The sequence below is a fragment of the Pseudobutyrivibrio sp. OR37 genome, from assembly GCF_900113655.1.
Lineage (GTDB): Bacteria > Bacillota > Clostridia > Lachnospirales > Lachnospiraceae > Pseudobutyrivibrio.
In genome coordinates, this window is the sequence record NZ_FOQF01000003.1 from 161,512 (window position 1) to 181,395 (window position 19,884).

The 19,884-nt window shown below is 35.5% G+C and carries 20 protein-coding genes and 1 pseudogene; 1 reads left to right on the forward strand and 20 read right to left on the reverse strand.

The genetic code is table 11. The features are described from left to right. Window positions 1–117: 117 nt before the first annotated feature. From topA to BM097_RS02775, 6 genes are all read right to left on the reverse strand, one after another. Window positions 118–2,190: a type I DNA topoisomerase gene (gene topA / locus BM097_RS02750; protein ID WP_090545652.1), complete on the reverse strand. Its 2,073-nt coding sequence runs from the start codon at window positions 2,188–2,190 to the stop codon at window positions 118–120. A gap of 116 nt (window positions 2,191–2,306) precedes the next feature. Further along, window positions 2,307–3,413 (reverse strand): DNA-processing protein DprA, encoded by a 1,107-nt coding sequence (dprA, locus tag BM097_RS02755; protein WP_090545654.1) that lies wholly within the window; start codon window positions 3,411–3,413, stop codon window positions 2,307–2,309. Next, window positions 3,413–4,945 (reverse strand): YifB family Mg chelatase-like AAA ATPase, encoded by a 1,533-nt coding sequence (locus tag BM097_RS02760; RefSeq protein ID WP_090545656.1) that lies wholly within the window; start codon window positions 4,943–4,945, stop codon window positions 3,413–3,415. Before BM097_RS02760 ends, dprA begins: the two co-directional genes overlap by 1 nt. Before the next feature lie 90 nt (window positions 4,946–5,035). Next, window positions 5,036–6,043 (reverse strand): tryptophan--tRNA ligase, encoded by a 1,008-nt coding sequence (trpS, locus tag BM097_RS02765; protein WP_090545659.1) that lies wholly within the window; start codon window positions 6,041–6,043, stop codon window positions 5,036–5,038. A gap of 20 nt (window positions 6,044–6,063) precedes the next feature. Beyond that, a complete protein-coding gene (locus BM097_RS02770; protein WP_090545661.1) occupies window positions 6,064–6,597 on the reverse strand; it encodes a DUF5662 family protein in 534 nt (177 codons plus the stop codon). After that, window positions 6,598–8,451 (reverse strand): alpha-amylase family glycosyl hydrolase, encoded by a 1,854-nt coding sequence (locus tag BM097_RS02775; RefSeq protein ID WP_090545664.1) that lies wholly within the window; start codon window positions 8,449–8,451, stop codon window positions 6,598–6,600. It lies immediately after the preceding gene. 143 nt (window positions 8,452–8,594) lie between these two features. Here BM097_RS02775 and BM097_RS02780 point away from each other — a divergent pair, with 143 nt between their 5' ends. Continuing rightward, on the forward strand, window positions 8,595–8,906 hold the full coding sequence (locus tag BM097_RS02780) for a DUF1292 domain-containing protein (protein ID WP_090545666.1): 312 nt from the start codon (window positions 8,595–8,597) through the stop codon (window positions 8,904–8,906). On the opposite strand, the gene BM097_RS02785 is transcribed toward BM097_RS02780, so the two are convergent. The 14 genes and pseudogenes from BM097_RS02785 to BM097_RS16275 form a co-directional block, all read right to left on the reverse strand. Then, window positions 8,879–10,705 carry an ATP-dependent helicase gene (locus BM097_RS02785; protein ID WP_090545668.1) on the reverse strand — a complete coding sequence of 609 codons (1,827 nt, stop codon included), beginning with the start codon at window positions 10,703–10,705 and terminating at the stop codon, window positions 8,879–8,881. The two genes, BM097_RS02780 and BM097_RS02785, sit on opposite strands and share 28 nt — an antisense overlap. 54 nt (window positions 10,706–10,759) lie before the next feature. Continuing rightward, a complete protein-coding gene (gene gltX / locus BM097_RS02790) occupies window positions 10,760–12,208 on the reverse strand; it encodes a glutamate--tRNA ligase (RefSeq protein ID WP_090545671.1) in 1,449 nt (482 codons plus the stop codon). Window positions 12,209–12,311: 103 nt separating this feature from the next. Beyond that, window positions 12,312–12,896 carry a hypothetical protein gene (locus tag BM097_RS02795; RefSeq protein ID WP_090545673.1) on the reverse strand — a complete coding sequence of 195 codons (585 nt, stop codon included), beginning with the start codon at window positions 12,894–12,896 and terminating at the stop codon, window positions 12,312–12,314. 1,478 nt (window positions 12,897–14,374) lie between these two features. After that, complete coding sequence (locus BM097_RS02800; RefSeq protein WP_090545676.1) at window positions 14,375–14,842, reverse strand: hypothetical protein; 468 nt, start codon at window positions 14,840–14,842, stop codon at window positions 14,375–14,377. Between the two features lie 27 nt (window positions 14,843–14,869). Next, the gene (locus BM097_RS02805) at window positions 14,870–15,340 is read right to left on the reverse strand and encodes a hypothetical protein (RefSeq protein ID WP_090545678.1); all 471 of its coding nucleotides are present in this window, start codon (window positions 15,338–15,340) and stop codon (window positions 14,870–14,872) included. After that, on the reverse strand, window positions 15,337–15,555 hold the full coding sequence (locus BM097_RS02810) for an RHS repeat-associated core domain-containing protein (protein ID WP_242944645.1): 219 nt from the start codon (window positions 15,553–15,555) through the stop codon (window positions 15,337–15,339). Before BM097_RS02810 ends, BM097_RS02805 begins: the two co-directional genes overlap by 4 nt. A 79-nt stretch (window positions 15,556–15,634) precedes the next feature. Continuing rightward, window positions 15,635–16,201 carry an imm11 family protein gene (locus BM097_RS02815; RefSeq protein WP_090545683.1) on the reverse strand — a complete coding sequence of 189 codons (567 nt, stop codon included), beginning with the start codon at window positions 16,199–16,201 and terminating at the stop codon, window positions 15,635–15,637. A gap of 127 nt (window positions 16,202–16,328) precedes the next feature. Further along, the gene (locus tag BM097_RS02820; protein ID WP_090545685.1) at window positions 16,329–16,610 is read right to left on the reverse strand and encodes a hypothetical protein; all 282 of its coding nucleotides are present in this window, start codon (window positions 16,608–16,610) and stop codon (window positions 16,329–16,331) included. Further along, window positions 16,607–17,152 carry a polymorphic toxin-type HINT domain-containing protein gene (locus BM097_RS02825; protein WP_090545687.1) on the reverse strand — a complete coding sequence of 182 codons (546 nt, stop codon included), beginning with the start codon at window positions 17,150–17,152 and terminating at the stop codon, window positions 16,607–16,609. The genes BM097_RS02820 and BM097_RS02825 overlap by 4 nt, the downstream gene beginning before the upstream one ends. Window positions 17,153–17,195: 43 nt before the next feature. Next, entirely contained in the window at window positions 17,196–17,963 is a 768-nt protein-coding gene (locus tag BM097_RS02830) for a hypothetical protein (protein ID WP_090545690.1), read from the reverse strand. Between the two features lie 213 nt (window positions 17,964–18,176). Further along, on the reverse strand, window positions 18,177–18,704 hold the full coding sequence (locus BM097_RS02835) for a hypothetical protein (RefSeq protein ID WP_090545692.1): 528 nt from the start codon (window positions 18,702–18,704) through the stop codon (window positions 18,177–18,179). A gap of 72 nt (window positions 18,705–18,776) precedes the next feature. Then, window positions 18,777–19,064, reverse strand: coding sequence for a DUF1871 family protein (locus BM097_RS17005; RefSeq protein WP_090545714.1), 288 nt, complete (start codon window positions 19,062–19,064; stop codon window positions 18,777–18,779). Window positions 19,065–19,347: 283 nt separating this feature from the next. Next, window positions 19,348–19,488, reverse strand: a complete 141-nt coding sequence (locus tag BM097_RS16270) for a hypothetical protein (RefSeq protein ID WP_177197343.1) — start codon at window positions 19,486–19,488, stop codon at window positions 19,348–19,350. Between the two features lie 130 nt (window positions 19,489–19,618). Continuing rightward, window positions 19,619–19,884, reverse strand: a pseudogene (locus BM097_RS16275) (DUF3795 domain-containing protein); the annotation flags it as partial.

Sequence of the window (19,884 nt, forward strand, 5' to 3'; positions counted from 1 at the left end):
TCCTCCTAAATCTAAACATACTCAAATATTCATAATCATCTATCCCCTATTTTGTGAAATTTGTGTATATTATAGCACCGATTAAAACAAATTACAATTAATTTCAGAATATTATAACTATTTATTCTGATTTTCAACAAATCTGCATTCATCGTTGGCGCAAACTAATTTATTGCCCTTTTCAACCATGTATGTACCACATTTAGGACATTTTTCTGTAGTTGGTTTAGACCAGCTGATAAAATCACATTCTGGATGATTTGCACATCCAAAGAACTTTCTACCCTTCTGTGACTTTCTGATTACAACATCACCGCCACACTTAGGGCAAGGCACTCCTATCTTTTCAAGGAATGGCTTTGTATTGCGACACTCTGGGAAACCAGGGCAGGCAAGGAACTTACCATGAGGACCAAATTTTACAACCATGTTACGTCCGCATTCTTCGCAGATAACATCAGTTACCTCATCATGAATCTCTACCTTTGCAAGCTCTTCCTCAGCAATCTTTACTGCCTTTTCCAAATCAGGATAAAAGTTTCTGACTACTGATTTCCACTCAACTGTACCTTCCTCAACTCCATCAAGAAGAAGCTCAAGGTTAGCTGTAAACTTGTCATCAACAATAATTGGGAAGGATGCTTCCATAATTGAATTAACAACCTCGCCTAATTCTGTAACGAAAAGATTTTTAGCTTCCTTTGTAATGTAATGACGCTTAATTAATGTTGTAATTGTAGGTGAATAGGTACTTGGTCTACCAATTCCAAGCTCCTCTAAGGTCTTAACAAGAGAAGCCTCTGTAAAATGAGGTGAAGGCTGTGTGAAATGCTGCTTTTCCTCAAAACTGTTAAACTTAAGCTTTGTATCTTCTGTAAGCTTTGAAAGTGGATGAGTTTTAGATTCCTCCTCATCATCAGCAGATACATAAATCATCATAAATCCATCAAATTTGATAGATGAATCAGCTGCAGTAAATACATGATTATTAGCCTGAACATTTAAAGATACTGTATCATATATGGCATTTGACATCTGGCTTGCAACGAATCTCTTCCAAACAAGCTGATAGAGTCTGAACTGGTCTCTTGTAAGACTGTCCTTGATTTCTGATGGAATAAGCTCTATGTTGGCAGGACGGATTGCTTCATGGGCATCCTGAACCTTACCTGTATTCTTCTTACCAGTTGAAGCTACCTCTGAAAGATAGTTCTCACCGTAATTAGCTGTAATAAATTCTTCAGCTGCTGCTCTAGCTTCATCTGAAACTCTGGTGGAATCTGTACGAAGATATGTGATAAGACCGATTGTTCCGTGGCCTTTAACGCTAACACCTTCGTATAACTGCTGTGCAACGCTCATAGTCTTTTGAATTGAGAAATTCAAAGCCTTTGAGGCTTCCTGTTGCATAGTAGATGTTGTAAATGGAAGTGGTGCCTTCTTTTCTCTAGTACCTCTTTTGATAGAAGCAATGTTGAAATCTGCTCCCTGTAAATCTTCCATTATCTTATCAAGGCTCTCTTTATCAGAGATATCCTTTTTGCCTGATGTATCTCCATAATATTTCGCTACAATAGGCTTTTTTGAATGCTCTGCATCAAGTAAAACATCAAGTGTGTAATATTCCTGTGGAATAAACTGCTCAATTTCTTTTTCTCTGTCGCAGATAATACGAAGAGCTACCGACTGAACACGTCCAGCTGATAAGCCCCTCTTAACCTTTGCCCATAGAAGTGGTGAAATCTTGTATCCAACCATTCTATCAAGCATACGTCTTGCCTGCTGTGCATCAACAAGATCCATATCAATCTCTCTAGGATTCTTAAGTGAATTTTTAACAGCAGTTTTTGTAATTTCATTGAAGGTGATTCTGTACACCTTTTTATCTTGTAAATTAAGGGCGTGAGTCAGATGCCAAGAAATGGCTTCTCCCTCACGGTCGGGATCAGTTGCGAGATATATTTTATCAGCCTTCTTCACTTCCTTACGAAGTGCAGCAAGCAACTCCCCTTTACCACGAATTGTAATATATTTAGGTTCAAAATCATTATCTGGGTCAAATCCAAGCTGGCTCTTTGGCATGTCTCTAACATGTCCCTGTGAAGCCATAACCTCATAATTGCTACCTAAAAATTTCTTAATTGTATGCACCTTAGCAGGCGACTCTACAATAACTAGATTTTTTGCCATTTAAATTTGCTCCTATATCTTAAAATAGAAATCGTTTTTCACTATACAACATTATTTTTTTGTTTTCAAGGAAAACTTTGTGTATTGATGGAACAATTCCTTAAAGAATATATAATCTAGGTACAAATCGTTCCATTTTTTACGTAATTATTTTTAAAGACCTCTGTCAGCACCCCAATCTTCTCTAGAGATAACACAACTGACATCAGATTTAAATAGTCCATCTTGCTTTCTTCTAAAACTGTGGCAAGACTTTTTGGATAGTCATCAAACATATCATATACCTTTTTCTGTTCAAAATTAAGATTAATCTTATTCTTTTTTATATTTGATTGCACTACATCCTGTCCGTATATGCCTAACATTTCATTTATAAAGCTGTCTATGTCATAGATAATTCCAGCCCCCTGGGCGATTAGCTTGTTTGTTCCTGTACTAAGAGAATCTCCTATTCGACCTGGAGTGACGTAAATATCTTTTCCGTGCTCCAATGCAAAATCTGCTGTAATCAAGGAACCAGATTTATCTCTCGCCTCTACCACTATCACAATATCAGATAAAGCTGAAACTATTCGATTTCTTCTTGGAAAATTCATGGGAAGTGGACTTGCGCCCATTTGATATTCAGAAATTACAGCTCCGCCAGATGAAACTATTTCTTCATATAATAATCTGTTTTCATGCGGATATATTATATCACAGCCGCTTCCCAAAACCGCAACTGTATTTCCAGCTTTATCAAGACAGCCTCTATGAGCGTAGGAATCAATGCCTCTAGCCATACCGCTTATTACTGTAAAACCATTTTCCCCTAGCTTTTCGCCTAATTCTATGGCCAGCTTTTTTCCGTAGGCACTGCATCTTCTGGCTCCTACAATAGATACCGCCCTTTCAAAGCTAGGAAGCTTCCCAATGTAAAACAGACCATAGGGATAATCATAAATATTTAAAAGCTTTTTCGGATATAAATCGTTTTCCATTGTAATAAAAGAAAATGGAGAATTATTGAATTCATCAAACTCCTTTTGCAAATCAAAGCTTTTCCTGTGCTCCAAAAATGCATCAACAGTTTTTTCCTCTAACAGCCCTGATGCCATCAGTTCTGCTTTGGTAGCCCTATAAATATTAAAGCTGTCGTTAAAGTATTCGATTAATTTAGGCTTTTTCCCGTAGCTTATATCCTCGTTTTTCATGAACCAATACTGGTAATGTAAATCATTCATTAGATTCCCACCTCCCAGTATCTTTTATCCAAGCCTCTATAGCACAAGGCTTCTTGCAGATGCTCCAGCTTAATATCCTCACTGGATGCCATATCCGCAAGGGTTCTTGCCACCCTTAAAACCTTGTGGTAGGTTCTGGCAGTGAGGGAATATTTGTCGTACATAGCCTGCATATATTCTGTCTGCTCATCTGTAAGAGGACAAAACCTTTCAATAAGGCCACTTGGTATCTGGCTATTGAATTTAAAATCATAGTTTTCATAGCGTTTTCTTTGGATATTCTGGCAGGCAATTACCCTTTTTCTGATTTCAGCTGAGCTTTCGTTTTTCTGCTTCATTGTGATTTGAGCAAAATTCAAAGTTGGTGCCTCTACACAGATATCAATTCTATCAAGTAAAGGCTGGGAAATCTTAGAAAGATATCTTTGGATGGAAAGCCTTGTGCAGTGGCATCTGTTTAAATCCGGATAATATCCGCAGGAGCAAGGATTCATGGCTGCCACCAGTACAAAATCCGCAGGGAAGGTAAAGCTACCTGCCGCCCTTGAAATGTTCACCTGCTTGTCCTCTAATGGCTGACGCAGAATTTCAAGTGTGCTTTTATTGAATTCTGTCATCTCGTCTAAAAACAGAACGCCTCTATGTGCCAATGATATTTCTCCCGGATGAGGATTATGACCTCCTCCAACAAGCCCCTGGGCTGATACTGTATGATGGGGGCTTCTAAACGGTCTGGCTTGAATCAAGCCCTTGCGTTCATCAAACATTCCGCATACTGAATAAATCTTTGACAACTCTAGTTGTTCGTCTGCATCCATTTCAGGCAATATAGAGGGGATGCATTTTGCTATCATGGATTTTCCTGCTCCCGGCGGTCCCACCATAAGCATATTATGCATTCCTGAAATTGCTACTTCGCATGCTCGTCTAAGAGCCTGCTGGCCATTAATCATAGAAAAATCGTATTCATCCTCATTTGCAGGTGTTTTTGTGATCACTTCAATTTTTTCTTCCTCAAATCGACCTGCGTTCATCAGTTCAATTACATCTGTAATTTTTTCAACACCAATGCTTTTTATCCCCGAAACCAGTCTTGCTTCTGTAAGATTCTCCTTTGGTACTATCAAAATTTCTAAATTATTCTTCTTCGCTTCGATAGCCATAGATAGCACACCGTTTATTGGCTGTATTTTGCCGTCTAAGCCAATTTCTCCGCACAGGCATATAGTTGGAAGCTTTTCGCACTCAATGATGCCTATAGCAGATAAAATCGCCACAGCGATGGGCAAATCAAAGCCTGCTCCAGTTTTTCTTATACTAGCTGGTGATAAATTGATGGTGATTCTTTTTACAGGCAAAGCATACCCTGCATTTTTTAGAGCAGCTCTAACTCTCTCCTTTGCCTCCTTCACCTCAGATGAAAGGTATCCAACCATCTCAAAAATTGGCATACCTTCAGATATATCTGCCTCAACAGATATAAGCTTAGAATCGATACCATAAATGGTAGCTGTATTTACAATACTATACAATTAAACTCCTCTGGGAATTATTAAGTAAATAGAAAAAAAGACAGGAGTTATAATAACATACTCCCGTCTTCTATTCAAGGCTAAAAATAACTATCTGATTCTTTCTGTTAAGCCAAGCTTCTTGTGAACCTTTCTAAGTGTCTTATTGGCAAAGTAAGCAGCCTTTTCGCTGTTTTCTTTGATGCACTCGTTGATAAAGGTCTTATCGTTTTCAAGCTGTGCACATCTAGCATGGAATGGCTCAAGCATATCTGCTACTGCCTCACCAACAGCAAGTTTGAAATCGCCATAGCCCTTGCCCTCAAATTCTCTAGCAACCTCGTCCATAGATTTATCAGTAACGACACCATAGATTTCCATAAGATTTGAAACACCAGGCTTGTTTTCTACATCATATCTAACCTCAGCATCTGAATCTGTAACAGCCTTCTTGAACTTACGGATAATTGTATCCTTATCATCGATAAGATAAATTGTAGCATTTACATTTTCGTCAGATTTTGACATCTTCTTGTTAGGCTCTGCTAAAGACATGATTCTAGCTCCTGCCTTAGGGAAATATCCTTCAGGGATTGTAAATACATCACCATAGATATTGTTAAATCTTTCAGCCACATCACGGCAAATCTCCAAATGCTGCTTTTGGTCAGCGCCAATTGGAACCAAATCTGCCTGATAAAGTAAAATGTCAGCAGCCATAAGTGCAGGATATGTAAATAGACCTGCGTTAATGTTATCAGCATGCTTAGCAGACTTATCCTTGAACTGAGTCATTCTGTTAAGCTCTCCCATATAGGTAAAGCAATCTAAAACCCAACCAAGCTCTGCGTGAGCTGGAACGTGTGACTGGAAATAAATGCAGTTCTTCTTAGGATCAAGACCAGCTGCAACATACTGTGTGTAGATTCTTCTAGCATTCTGTCTAAACTCTGTAGGGTTCTGTCTAACTGTAAGTGAATGTAAATCCATTACACCAAAGAAGCAATCGTACTCTTCGTTAAGATTTACCCAATTCTTAAGAGCTCCTATATAATTACCAAGTGTAAGCTTTCCTGTAGCCTGCATACCCGAATATAAAACTTTTCTTTCTTTTTCCATAGCATTATTCTCCAAAAATATTATTTATTATGAAGTATATTCTTTCGTATATACTCATTAGTAGACTCTTCGCCATATTCTGCAAGATGTGTAAGCATATCCTCTAGCAGCCTTGCTGTTTCCTCGTGCATTAAATATTTGGCCTTACCCCTGTTATAATATTCCAATGCACTTGAATCCTTATAGGCTTCCTTTTGATAAGTCTTACAAGCAGCAACTCTATCGCAATACATTTCTACAACATAATTAACAGGCATTTTCATACCAGCCATTCCGGATTTTCCGTCTAAGGCATAATCAATCCAATATTCAAAATGATGCTTATTTCTTCCCTTGTGATGAAGCCAGGCCATTGATACGCCCTTATCTTCTCTTTCAGCGTTGTTTGGGCTTTTATCACCCTGATAGTATTTTGCCCCAACACGAAATTCCACAAGTGAATATTTCGATAAATCGTGTAAAAGGCCCTGCTTATATAGACCTACTGCAAAGCAGCCCTTCATAACTAAGTGTCTATGATGTGTAATTGTTTTAAAATGTTCCCAAGCTTTCATTTAATTCATACCCTTCTTTATCTTAATTCCAACTAAAACGCTAATGGAATTGCCTGGAACATCAATTGTCTGTTGATCATGGATTGGCTTTGGTGAAAAATCGCCATCATAATCTGCTGTATTAAAACATAAACGCCATCGTTTTCCAGGGGCAAGTAAAGGCAACGCCATATTTACACTATCGTAGTGATAATTATAGCAAACGAAAACTTCCTCATTTTCCTTTACGTAAGCACCATTGTATAAAACTCCAAGAGCCTTCTGTTCCTCACCGATAGACATCATCCATGGCTCTGTTCCATGGAAGGACATATCAGGTAAGCCTAAGTGTTTGTAATCGTTCATTAAAAATGGCGACTCCGCTCTTAAGCATTTATGATTCTTTCTAAATTCCACAAGCTTTTTAACAAAAGCGGTAAGCTCCTCTTTGCTCTTAGTCTTAGAGAATACTGTGTAACCCACCTTATTGTCCTGACAATATGGATTATTATTACCAAGATGTGTTGCCGCAGCCTCATCAGCTGCCACAAATAGAGGAACACTTTGGGACAGCATCAACGCAGTAAAAGCGTTTCGCATCTCTCTAAAACGATTTGCATTTATAGTTCTGTTGGTGGTCTTGCCTTCTATTCCATAATTAAAGGAATAGTTGTTGTTTGTACCGTCTCTATTATCTTCACCATTATCAAAATTATGTTTTTCTCCATAAGAGAATGAATCCCAAAGAGAAAATCCATTTACATTAGCCATGTAATTTACAAAGCCGTAGGCGCTATTTTGTCTGCGCATATGATTTGCAAACTGTACCATGCTACCATTCATGTGATTCTCGATTTGTCTTGTGACATTCATAAAGGAATCATTGTAAATGAATAGATGCTTTCTTCCCTTTTCATTACAAAGTATTTCCTCTGGAATATACTCGTAGAAAATCTTTGTATTAGCAAGATATGGCTCATTTGCAATACGCTCTATTGGGCAGGTGCATCCCACCAAATGAAAACCATCGATATGGAAATATTTAACGTAATACTTTAAGCAGTCAATAATCATTTCTGCAGAAGTAGTGGCAGCAAAAACCATTTCCATAATGATTTCAAGACCATTCTTATGGAAGGTAGATACCATGTCACGGAAGCCAGCGATGGCCTTTTCACTTCCGCCAAAATAAGCTGCCTTAGGTGCGAAATAGGAAGCCTCGCCAAAGCCCCAATAATTGCGCTTGCCTGTGTATTCACATACCTCGGTAATCTTTCCTTTAGGAGAAATAGACATCTTCCTCTCTAGGAAAAGCTCTTCAAAATCATATACAGGCATTATTTCAACACTTGTAATGCCAAGCTCTTTTAAATAACCAAGCTTGGATAATAACCCCTTATAGGTGCCTACTCTAGATGAGCTCATGCCCATTCCTGCAGTAAAGCCCCTCATATGAAGCTTATACATAACCATGTCCTTAGGCTCAATGTACACTTCATAATCCTTCCAAGGCTTTTCAAGATTGCCAATACCTGAATATACCTTGAATTCAGATGCCTTGCGGCCATTTTCGTCACCCCATTTATCCCTTCCACAAATAACAGTGGAATAAGGGTCAACGTAAAGCTGGTCATCCTCTTTTATAAGATAGCAAAGCTTTTCTATGTCAACATCTGAAATCTCCACAGAATATACTCTGCCAATTGCGTAGTCGTCAGTCAGAATAATTTCATCAAGCTTTTTTTTCGATGATTTATCAAACAAAACAATCCCTGCTTTTTCAGTGTTTGCCTTAATTGATAAAGTTATAATTATTGAATTCTTTTTTCCGATTCTAGGGCCGAATTCCCCAAAATCACCTCTAGTTATCTTCATAAATAAGCCTCAATTCAATCGCATAGTGTATTAATACACGTAATTTCAACGAAATTTTTCATTTTCACTAGACAATATTCCTGATGAATTATATCATAAGGACATGTCTTAAACAAATAAATTATTAGGAAGGATATCTAAACATGAACGAAAATGAAGTATTTCCAGTTGACAACGAAGACGATGACGTTGTTGTCACTCTTAATCTAGATGATGGTTCTGAAGTAACATGCGAAATCCTCACAATCTTCGATATAGGAGAACAGGACTATATTGTCCTTTTACCTCTCGATGAAAATGGTGAGGAAAACCCTGATGGAGAAGTTTACATCTATCGTTACTTTGAGGATGAAACAGGCGCTCCTTCACTTGATAACATCGAATCAGATGAAGAATACGCAGCTGTTTCAGCAAAATTCGACGAGCTTTATGGTGAAAGCCTCGACGAAGAATAATCCAGCTCTCTTAAGAATCGGGATTTATCCCGGTTCTTTTTATTTGTATAGCTTAAAAACAAATTTCTTTTCGTTCGTGTAATTCCTACATAAAACAATCTTCGCTCTCCCTCAAGCTCCTCCTTAGTGGTCGCTTTGTTGGTAGGGACTATTCCTTCATTGACGGATATTATAAAAACATTTTCAAATTCCAGGCCTTTACTTGCGTGCATTGTATATAATCCTATTTTTCCGCTTTTATCCTGAGATTTGTTCTTGTTTTCATAATCAACCTTAAGCCTAAGAATATTCAGCTTATCAATACTTTGCTTAATGGTTCTGCAGTCCTTAAGTACTCCTGTTAGAAAATCCAAAATCTCCATGTATTCATTAATTGGAACCTGCTTTTTTACAGCCTCCTCCCGCAAAAACATGCTATAACCAACAATGTTTTTAATATAATTTATGGCCGCTACAGGACTCATTTTTGAAATAAGATTTATATCATTGATTAAAGCCTGAACCTGCCTATAGCCAGATTGTGAATCTTGATAAAACTTAAGCATCCCTTCTAGATTTCCGCCGAATTCCACTGCTCTTCTATGCAGATATCGATTTGGTCTATTGATGATGGATAAAAGCCTTTCCTTGGTACAATTTCCGATAGCAATCTGAAAATAATCTTCAATATCCTTGATTATAAAATGAGTATAAATATTAGGCATTTGCTCCTTCAGATAAAATGGAAGCTTCTCATTAATCAGCCCATCAACTATATATCTGGCATCAGTATGATTGCGATACAGTATAGCTATTTCATCAAAAGCTGTGCCACTATTTCGCAATTGATTAATTTGTTCTATTACACCCCTTGCCTCTTGGAATTCATCCTCAAAGCCCTGTATTTTAAAGGTGCCCGCTTCCTTTGTGCTATTTATATTTTTATCAAACCTGCAGGTGTTTTTTGAAATCAGATTGCTGGATTGGACCACAACATTTTCAGGATTTCTGTAATTGAAATCCAACACTATAATTTCCGTATCCTTATAGGTATCCACAAACCTATTCATCAGCTTTGGATTAGCGCCTCTAAAGCCATAAATAGATTGATCATCATCTCCCACACAAAAAATATTTTTAGTCCTTTTAGCAAGCATGGAAATTAACTCAAACTGAATGTCGTTCATATCCTGCATTTCATCCACAAGAAAATATGAAAACCTATTCTGCCATTTAGCCAAAATATCAGGTCTTTCCTTAAATAGCTTGTAGGTCTTTGTAAGCATATCGTCGAAATCTATCACATGATACTTTTGTTTATAGGCTTCATACCTATTTGCAAATTTGATAAGCTCATCCTTTGGCACATATTTTGGAATGTACTGACCGATATCAAGGGACGAATTATAAAATGCAGACAGCTCTCCCGCATAAGAACTAACAAGAGAATTATCCTCTAATCTGCTATCTATAGCCTGCATTGAATCATACAGCACTTTATTTCTGGCATTACCCATCAAAATATCAGATTGCTTGTAACCAAGCTCTGCCTTTAAAATCCCCCAAAATAAAGAATGGAACGTTCCAAAGGTCACCGGATAAACATCATCTGATAACCTATCGAAACGTTCCTTCATTTCAATCGCTGCTGCTTTAGTGAAAGTAATCACTAAAATCTCTTCAGCTGGGACACCAGATTTTATAAGCTCGCTTACTCTTCGTGTAAGCACCGCGGTCTTACCGCTACCAGGACCTGCCAAAACCATACATGGCCCGTCCTTTTTCATTACAGCTTTAAGCTGACTATCATTCAGATTCATAAATCTCCTAATAGTCTAACTTACCAAAATACTAGGTTCCCCAACCTTTTTTAATTATGATAATTTTTCAATTGCTGCCTTGATACGCTTGATTGATTCTTCCTTTCCAAGAATCTCCATAAGCTCTGTTGCTCCACCAGGTGTCATCTGCTTTCCTGAAACAGCTGTACGAACTGGCCAAAGCACGTATCCATTCTTATATTCGTGCTCTGAAGCAAATCCTGAAAGAAGTGCATAAAGAGCATCGTTAGAGTAATCATCCTGAGCCTCAAGAACAGGTAAAAGTTCCTTAAGAACTGCAAGTGATGTTTCCTCATTTGTCTTCATCTTCTTGTGAGTATACATTGAGCTGTCATACTCTGGTACTGCATCAAAGAAATCAACGTGGTCTTTGATGTCTGGGAAGATTTCGATTCTTGTCTGAACCATCTTGGCAATCTTCTTAAGGTCGTAATCGCCCTTAATGTATTCCTTAAGGTATGGCTCAGCCATCTCATAGAACTTATCAAAGTCCATAGCCTTCATGTATTCACCATTCATCCACTTAAGCTTTGTGATATCGAATACTGCAGGTGACTTTGAAATACGATGATAATCGAATTCCTTAACAAGCTCCTCTAAAGAGAAGATTTCGTTATCATTTTCTGGAGACCAACCAAGTAATGCTACGAAGTTAACAACAGCCTCTGTAAGGAAGCCCTGCTCGATTAAATCCTCGTAAGAAGAGTGACCTGAACGCTTTGAAAGCTTCTGATGCTCCTCGTTTGTAATAAGTGGGCAGTGGATGTACTTTGGTACTTCCCAACCAAATGCTTCGTAAAGACGATTGTACTTTGGTGATGATGAAATGTACTCATTACCACGAACAACGTGAGTAATACCCATAAGATGATCATCTACTACGTTTGCAAAATTGTATGTAGGATATCCATCAGACTTGATAAGAATCATATCATCAAGCTCTGCATTATCAACTGTAATCTCTCCGTAAAGCTCATCTACGAATGTAGTTGTGCCTGTGCGTGGATTGTTCTGACGGATAACATAAGGCTTTCCAGCGGCAAGATTTGCCTCTACCTCTTCCTTTGAAAGATTAAGACAATGCTTGTCATAGATGTGAATTTCCTTACCACCGATAACCTGCTTGCACTCCTCAAGACGCTTGTCATCACAGAAGCAATAATATGCCTCACCTTTTTCAACGAGCTGTTTAGCGTACTCAAGATAGATACCAGCTGCCTGGCGCTCTGACTGAACGTAAGGGCCAACACCCTTGTCCTTATCTGGACCTTCATCATGGATAAGGCCAGTAGCTGCAAGTGTTCTATAGATAATATCAACAGCGCCTTCAACGAGACGTTCCTGATCGGTGTCTTCTATTCTAAGAAGGAAATCTCCTCCCTCGTGCTTAGCTACTAAATATGCATAAAGAGCTGTACGAAGATTACCAACGTGCATACGACCAGTTGGTGATGGTGCGAAACGTGTTCTTACTTTACTCATTTATATTTCCTCTCAACTTCAAAATTAACTAAAGGACCGCAAAATTGCAGTCCTTAACTATTTTATACCAAAATTCTTTTTTTTCAAGTGGTAAGAGAATATCTTACTTTTCAACATCAGCTGCTATCTCTGTCATTGTTCTGGCTTTTTTTACTTTAGCAGGAGCAGATTTTTCAATATATTTCCTTTTAACAGTAGGCACAGCACCTATAGCTGTAAAAATAAATAGAACTACTATTTCTTTTACATAATCAGCAACACAATCAAATTCTTTTAAAATAGCATGCATATTAAGGAATACAGCCAAAGGACTAATATCTCCACCGTACTCTGACATTTCCATACAAATATCAATAGTCCATTCCAAACGTGTAATAAATGTAATAATGATAATCATTACAATTACACTAATTACAATACCTCTTACACTGAGCTTCTTTGCAAACTTTTCATAGCCTGTAAGAGTTGTTACTGCTACTGCGACTCCACCAATGGATGCAACGAACCCTAATAAACCAATTAACACAATTAGCAATGAACCAATAATTCCACCTAAGAAAGCTCCTACAATACCTGCAGGTACATTTTCCTTAATAGCCTCAACTGAAAAATTTTCCTCAATTGACCCATTGTAAACACCCCCATTAGATTCAACGACTAAATCCTCATTTTTTCTTTTAAACATCATTCTCTTAAATTCCTTTTCTTTTTATATTAGCCTTGATAATATAGCATATTAAATACTATAAAGCAACAAATATGTGTCGTTTGTGAAATATTCTTAGGCATTTAGGGTCACTTGTCATTTCAAAATCATGACTGATAGTCTTTTTATATCGTATTTCCGGGTCTCCCGGCCATACTCCTATTCCCAATAATACTCCAGCCATATTTGTTCTCATGCCTAACTAAACTATTCCATTTCAGTATGAATACTACTTAAACTGACAATGCAGTTGATATACTTTACTATCTTCACTTAGAAATTCATTATAGGTAGTAGTGTAAAATCAATTAACTACTATCTTAAATCATAAATAATCCTTAGATAGTAAGCCTTTTCAATTCCATTACTATCCACAGAGTAAAATATCCCACAGATAGTAATCTCATACTAATTCATTACTATCTAGAGCTAGTAATAATCCCTAGATAGTAGTTAATTCTAAAATCACTACTATCTACAAGGTAAAATCTCCCATGGATAGTAAAATCTTCCATAATAACTACTATCTGGTTCTAATAAATTATTCTAGGAAGTAATATTCAGAATATCTCAATGCTCCATCCTTATCAAAATATAGACTTTTACATGAAATGTAAAAGGTGTCCTGCGAAGCAGAATTCTTGCGGCCCTTTCCCTAAGTAGCCAGCAAGAAGTACCAGAATGGATGGCCTTCAGTTGTAGTAAATTCTTCACAATCTATTTATTTAGTTTGAGAAGAAAAATTATATATTTAATTTCTTCTCCATATATCGAAGTGATTTTTTACAAGCAGCAATGACATTCTTATTATCCGATTTTAACAATCCTTCCACCAATGCATAATTAGCTTCTGATGGATAATATCTCAACCCATCAATCGCTAAATATCTTAGACTATCCCTAATATAACTTACTGAAAAAAAAATAAATTTCTGACGTCATCTCTGCCAACACTAACCCATCATTATGGTTGTAGTCGTATTCAATTCCTTTTTTTCATTCTCTATACTCGCTTGAAGCATTTTTGGATACACTTTATGCATATTATTTTACCTCCATTTTTTACCATAAATACTTAATATCCCAGCCAGCATCTATTACCGTTTTTGCGATTTTAGTCGTTGGTCTAACCCATAGTTCATATTTCATTTGTTTATTATTTGCAAACTGCGCAAAATCACGTAATTGATATGATTGTTAATCTGAAAGTGAGCCACGGATTTTGTCTGCACCCAAAGTGGCTCAGATTCAGATTAGCATTTACAATATAAATAGATTTTCACCAAAATGAAAAACCGTCTAAATATTTAAAAGACATCCAATACATAGGTGTTTTCACAGCAAAACCAAACATAGGAAAATCCTATACTTTAAGATAATTTGCAAAAAGTTTAAACCCTAGCCTTTCACACAGTGCGCCACTGGACAGTATAGTAAACTATGTAAAAAGATATTCTGTATTATTTAACAACTTCATATGAATAATCTATGTCATTCCTGCAAAAATAATATCCAGTATTATATATTTGTAGGAATGCTCGGAACCATTTCTTATTTCCTTTTTCATATACGACAAGCTCAAGCATTGCGATTCCTGTACCATATGCTTCATTTGCTACCTCACATTTCCATCTTTTCTCTTTGATATTCTTTAAAAAAATATCTGCAGGAATATATTTTAAAATTTTGCCATAACTATTATTGTATACTTGCTTTTCTATAATGATTCCATCAAGTTCTACATCCTTGAAAACAACTTGTGCTTCACGAGTTCTGAATAGTTTATTTTTGTCCTTATCAAAAATCATTAAACCGTATTCATTAAACCTTAACTTCAGTTCTCCATCACATAAATCGATTTTATCAAAAGTACTATCCTGCAAAAAAATATCAGGATAATAATCCATAGCGATATTTTTCCATTCCATATTTATCTCCATATACAAAGGATTCTTCTAATCCCAATAAAGACTCTTAAACTTTTTTAGGTTATCTCCCATTATTAATCGAGAAAAATCCTCCACTCTTCCATCATTATACAATACATATTTTAGTCCATCAAAAGACTCTTCCTCCAGAGAGGAAATGTAACAAGGTACTATACCTCTTAATGGATTATCCACCTCATCATATCGAAAAAACAATTCACTCAATTCATCAACTCCAATAGTTGTATCCAACCATAAATTGTCTCCATAGATAAAAAAAGTATCATCTTCTCGCTTATCTACTCCATATGTTCTTACATAAGCAGTAGCATTTTTGTCAATTTCTTTTATTTGAGATAATATATGAGTTAACTCCTTCAGTTCATTTTCATCATCAAGGACAAAAGAACATATTTTACTCATATCACCTAAGAACCTGTCAAATTCAATTAACAAACTATCTTCTTGAGTCATGGAAGAAAAAATATCAACACTCATAATAAGCTCCTTCTAAAATCCTGGCAATTTACTGGATTGTTATTGCAGTATGAAAACAAGTTATAACCATTTATATCCCCTAAAACACCTGCTATCTGGCTATCAGCACTGATAAATCTATGAATCTTAGGATCATAATATCTTGCGTTTAAGTAATAGAATCCTGTTTCACTATCATAATAGTATCCACGATATCTAAGTGGGTTTCTATACAAGATACTGCAACCACATAATATGCAGTTGCAGTAAGTTTTTTGTCAGTATTCTTTCAGAATCTGTAATCAAAAAGCTCTTCTATTGAAGAGATACTTCCAAATAATCAAATCCCTTAAGCATTGAATTATCAATCAAATCTTTTATTTGTTCTGAAACAAATATTGCTAAAGGATCTTCTTTCAGTCTGAAAATATGCGTTCCACTTATAATATCCGCTTTTAACACATGTTTCCTAAATGAAGTTATTTCTATCTCTTCAACTTTAAAGATGTCAAAAACTGATTTTTCAAAATCAATAGCCCCTTCGATAACAGACAGCACATTCAAAATATATGCATTATTTTTCTTATTTGTGTTTTTTTCTTCAATTAGAACCGGCAAAAACTGAACTGAATCTATAATTCTCTCTTGAAAAATATTATAACATCCCTCACTTATCATAGGTATTATAAGAGAATTGGCTATATAATCTGAAATAATGTGGCCATCATTTATATCATAAATAAATGTAGTATTCTCCTCCCATTTTTGAATCATCTCACTTCTATACAACAATTCTTTTTCAATGGCCTTCTCATTTTCTCCTTCGCAATATATATAATCTGAATCATTTTCATAATCATATAAAAGTTGAAAATATCTCATATTAATCACCTCACATTGACCACTATTTCAGAATATCTAAGCTCTGCAGTTTTTACAAAACCTCTGCCTTCTACATAGAATGGATGACCTTCTGTGGTTGTAAAATCCTCACCATCATTATAAATAATTAATCATTATTATATAATTTTGATTTTACGCTTCTAACTTTTTCAAGAATTTCAGCACCTGAATAATACATATTTGGAATAGACAATTCATATTCATTTCCTGAATATCTACTTGCCATCTCACATAAATCATGTAGTTCTTTTCTTTCCATATCTGTAAGTTCTTTATAATTGATTTCAAGATCATATATTCTTGTAAATTCATCGCAAAAAGTTTCAATATCATAACTATTATTAAGAACACCATTTATTAAATATTTTATTTTTTCTCTATCTGTCATTTTTCATACCATCTATTTTTTATTTCATCCAACATGCCTATCGCCCTGCGCGTATATTCAAAGTGATAAACTGTATTTGTGTATCGGTTATAAAAAACCTCTATAATGTATAGCTTTTCATTAATAAATATTCGACTATAGTACATGATTGCATCTGACCCTCTTGGGTCTGGTGTAGATTGCCCACATTCAATAACCTTTTGTAAAATCGTCGTAGGTACATATCTTGCTTTTTCAACCATGTGCCTTCCAGCTTTTACAAATCCTCTGCCTTCTACATAAAATGGATGTCCCTCTGTGGTTGTAAATTCTTCACCGTCAATTGTAAGGTAAACTACATCATAAGTATCATGCTCATAGGTCTCTAGTACAGGCTTATAGTCTATCTCGCAAGCCTCAGGATTCTCCGCAAGTACATAATCACCGACTTCAATTTCCTCAATAGGAACTTCACCATCTACTGTGCATATTAGCGTTCCAGCTACAAAGCAATACGGTGATGTCATTCCTTCTGTGACGGCACCGGTTATAGAGCCCCACATAAAGCCATCCGCAGCTCCATCTATTTATTTAGTTTGAGAAGAATTATATATTTAATTTCTTCTCCATATATCGAAGTGATTTTTTACAAGCAGCAACGACATTCTTATTATCAGATTTTAACAAACTTTTTATCAATGCATAATTAGCTTCTGATGGATAATATCTCAACCCATCAATCGCTATATATCTTAGACTATCCCTAATATCACTTACTGGTGGATAATACTCATCATAATCATTAATCCCTAATTCTTCTGCAGATATCTTATCACTATGAAAATATTGCAGTAATAATGGTTCTATATTCTCAACCCTCCATGAAGCAAGCATTCCAACAGTGAACGTTAAATAGAAAGCATCTCTAGGACTTGTGATTAACTCCATAAGTTGGTTTTTATTTTTTTTAGGTTTAAGTCGTTTAAATGAAGAATCATATCTTGCACATATATAAGCTGGTGCAGGTTCACCAATTCCTGAAATATAATAACTGGAATTTTTAAAGCTTATATATCCTCTTCTAGCTATATCAAAGCTCTCTTCAACCTTATCTTCTATTATTTGAGGCAAAATATAAGCTCGAACACCTTCAGATTCAAATCTGTCGAAATATTTAGCCATTATCGTTCCAGCACCCTTCAGATTATACGCATCTATTTCAGCTAAATAACGGATATTATACCCTAAAGTGGATTTAATTTCTGACGTCATCTCTGCCAACACTAACCCATCATTATGGTTGTAGTCGTATTCAATTCCTTTTTTTTCATTCTCTATACTTGCTTGAAGCATTTTTGGATACACTTTATGCATATTATTTTACCTCCATTTTTTACCATAAATAATGAATCTCCCAGCCAGCATCTATTACCGTTTTTGCGATTTTAGTCGTTGGTCGAACCCGTAACTCAAATCTTCTTGAATGTTACCTTCTGCATCGTATGAAATAGACTTCTTGATAAAAATCTAAATTATCATAGAAGCCCAATAATAATTATTTTATGTAAAATTAAAAGAGCTATATTCTCATTTTGGAAATTTAGTTAATATCTTAGAATCAATTAAATCCATATCATGTTCCAATTTTTTTATTACTTCATTTGATGAATTATATAAATTTAAATAATTTATATATTCTCTAGATGCAAGTATTATTTTTTCTTTAAACTCAGTATAAGAAATATGTTCATTTCCCCAGAAAGCTTTGTGTATTTTAGGATTATCGATTTTAAACTCTATGAATTTTCTTCCATCCTTGTCCTCATTGTTTATTATACTAACAATCAAATCATCATTTTTTCTCTTGAATTCTATCCAAATATTATATGAATCCACGTCATTCAAAACAACATACTCGTGCTTTTCTAAATATATAACAACAAGACAAAGTTCGTGAAACCAAAAGCTTAAATGTTCTTGCTCAATAATCCCATCTAATTCTTCTGCATACATATCTCCATATGTTTTATCATTAAAACTAAGTTTCAAATAGCCACTCTGACCATTATAATCATCATCTTCATTACAAATAATTCTATACTCTATTTCAAACATATAATCACCTACCTAAAATCAGATAAAACATATTCAAAAATACCAGATGCCGTTTCAAGTGCACCATCTGAACTAATTATAAATCCTATTATTATACCGAATTGAGTCTATTATTTTATCTGCAATAATCTCACTCTCTTCAATTTTTCCCCCATAAATATCTTCTCCAAACGCTTGTATGAATACCTCGTTAATTTTTTTAGTTAAACTAATTTTGTCTACATCGATATTGTTTAAATAATTAGAAATCTTTTTAATCTCTTCTTCATATTCATCTTCTGGTGCGTATGGGAAAAATTCAATAGGATCCCATTCATTGATTATTTTAGTTATGTTGTCAATTTTTACTCTCCGAATAATCTCATAATAATCTGTACAATTGAACTATCAAAGAACTCACTACTCCAAGCCGTTATAAGTTTCCCTTCTTTACAAACTATCGCAACGCCTTACTTGGCTATAAATACAAATTTATTTCCACCATTCTGTGATAAAACTTTTCCACCAGCAACAATATCGTCTATTAAAGACCGGCTCATCCCCCTTTGAAACATTCTCTACATTTCATGTTCAGCATAAATTGACCAATATTTTCTGTAAGAAAATGTTGCATAGCAAAGCCAGGTTCTTGTGGGTCTTTTCCTTAAGTTGCCCACAAGAAGTCCTGGTAATCCTCTACTGCAAAATTGTATACAGTAACTGGCTTAACTAAATGTTCTTTACTCTTAGAATCTAAATGAAGCTTGTTGCCATCGCCATCTACAAGAGTGTCTGAATATCTCAACTCCCCTGACATTGTATTTTTTAGAACCTAAAATCTTAGAAAACTATAACAGATTAAAATGGCATTATATCCGATTACAAAATAGAAAATTATTATGGATATTGGGATTATTCTATAATATTATTTCAAATTAAGATTTCAACAATTCCAAATCACCATCAACAAAGCCAACAGCAACACCATCTAAGTTGTTAAGTAATTTCTTATACGTGCCTTCTTTTAAATATCTCGATACCATATCTGAAATCATTAATTGGATTTCTGACCAATCACTATCTTGGATCCATCTAAGTGGATTATTTCTTGTGCCAAAATCAGTAACTTCATCACAAGCCCAATCAGAATCATCTTCATCAAATGAAGAGCACCCAACCATTTCTAATGACCAAGTGTTAT